This is a genomic window from Actinoplanes sp. DH11 (assembly GCF_020873875.1).
GTDB lineage: Bacteria > Actinomycetota > Actinomycetes > Mycobacteriales > Micromonosporaceae > Actinoplanes.
Window position 1 is genome coordinate 1 of sequence record NZ_JAHWGU010000130.1, and the last position, 464, is coordinate 464.

Sequence of the window (464 nt, forward strand, 5' to 3'; positions counted from 1 at the left end):
TGCTGGTCTCCAGCCACACCACCTTCGGGATCACCCTGATCACCCCGGTCCTGGCCGACACCCGCACCCAAGCCACCACCCCCGGCGGCTACGACCGCACCGCGTTCACCATCGACTACGACCAGCACCAGGCGACCTGCCCGCAAGGCCACACCACCTCCACCTGGATCCCCGGCCGCCGGGGCGACACCGACATCATCTCGATCGCCTTCACACCACCGTCTGCCGCCCCTGCCCCGCCAAAACCCGCTGCACCACCGCCAGCCGCCGCTACCTCACCATCCGCCCTCAACCCATCCAACAAGCCCTCGACAACGCCCGCACCCAACAAACCACCAACAATGGCAAGCCACCTACGCCCACCGCGCCGGCATCGAAGCCACCATCGCCCAATCCGTCAAAACCACCGACACCCGCCACGCCCGCTACCACGGCATACGCAAAACCACCCTCGAACACGCCTT

1 protein-coding gene is annotated in these 464 nt (G+C 67.0%); it reads left to right on the forward strand.

All coding sequences use genetic code 11. The features are described from left to right. Positions 1-249 precede the first annotated feature (249 nt). Positions 250-464 (forward strand): transposase (locus LPA41_RS43695; protein ID WP_374238283.1); only part of this gene is annotated, 215 nt, incomplete at its 3' end.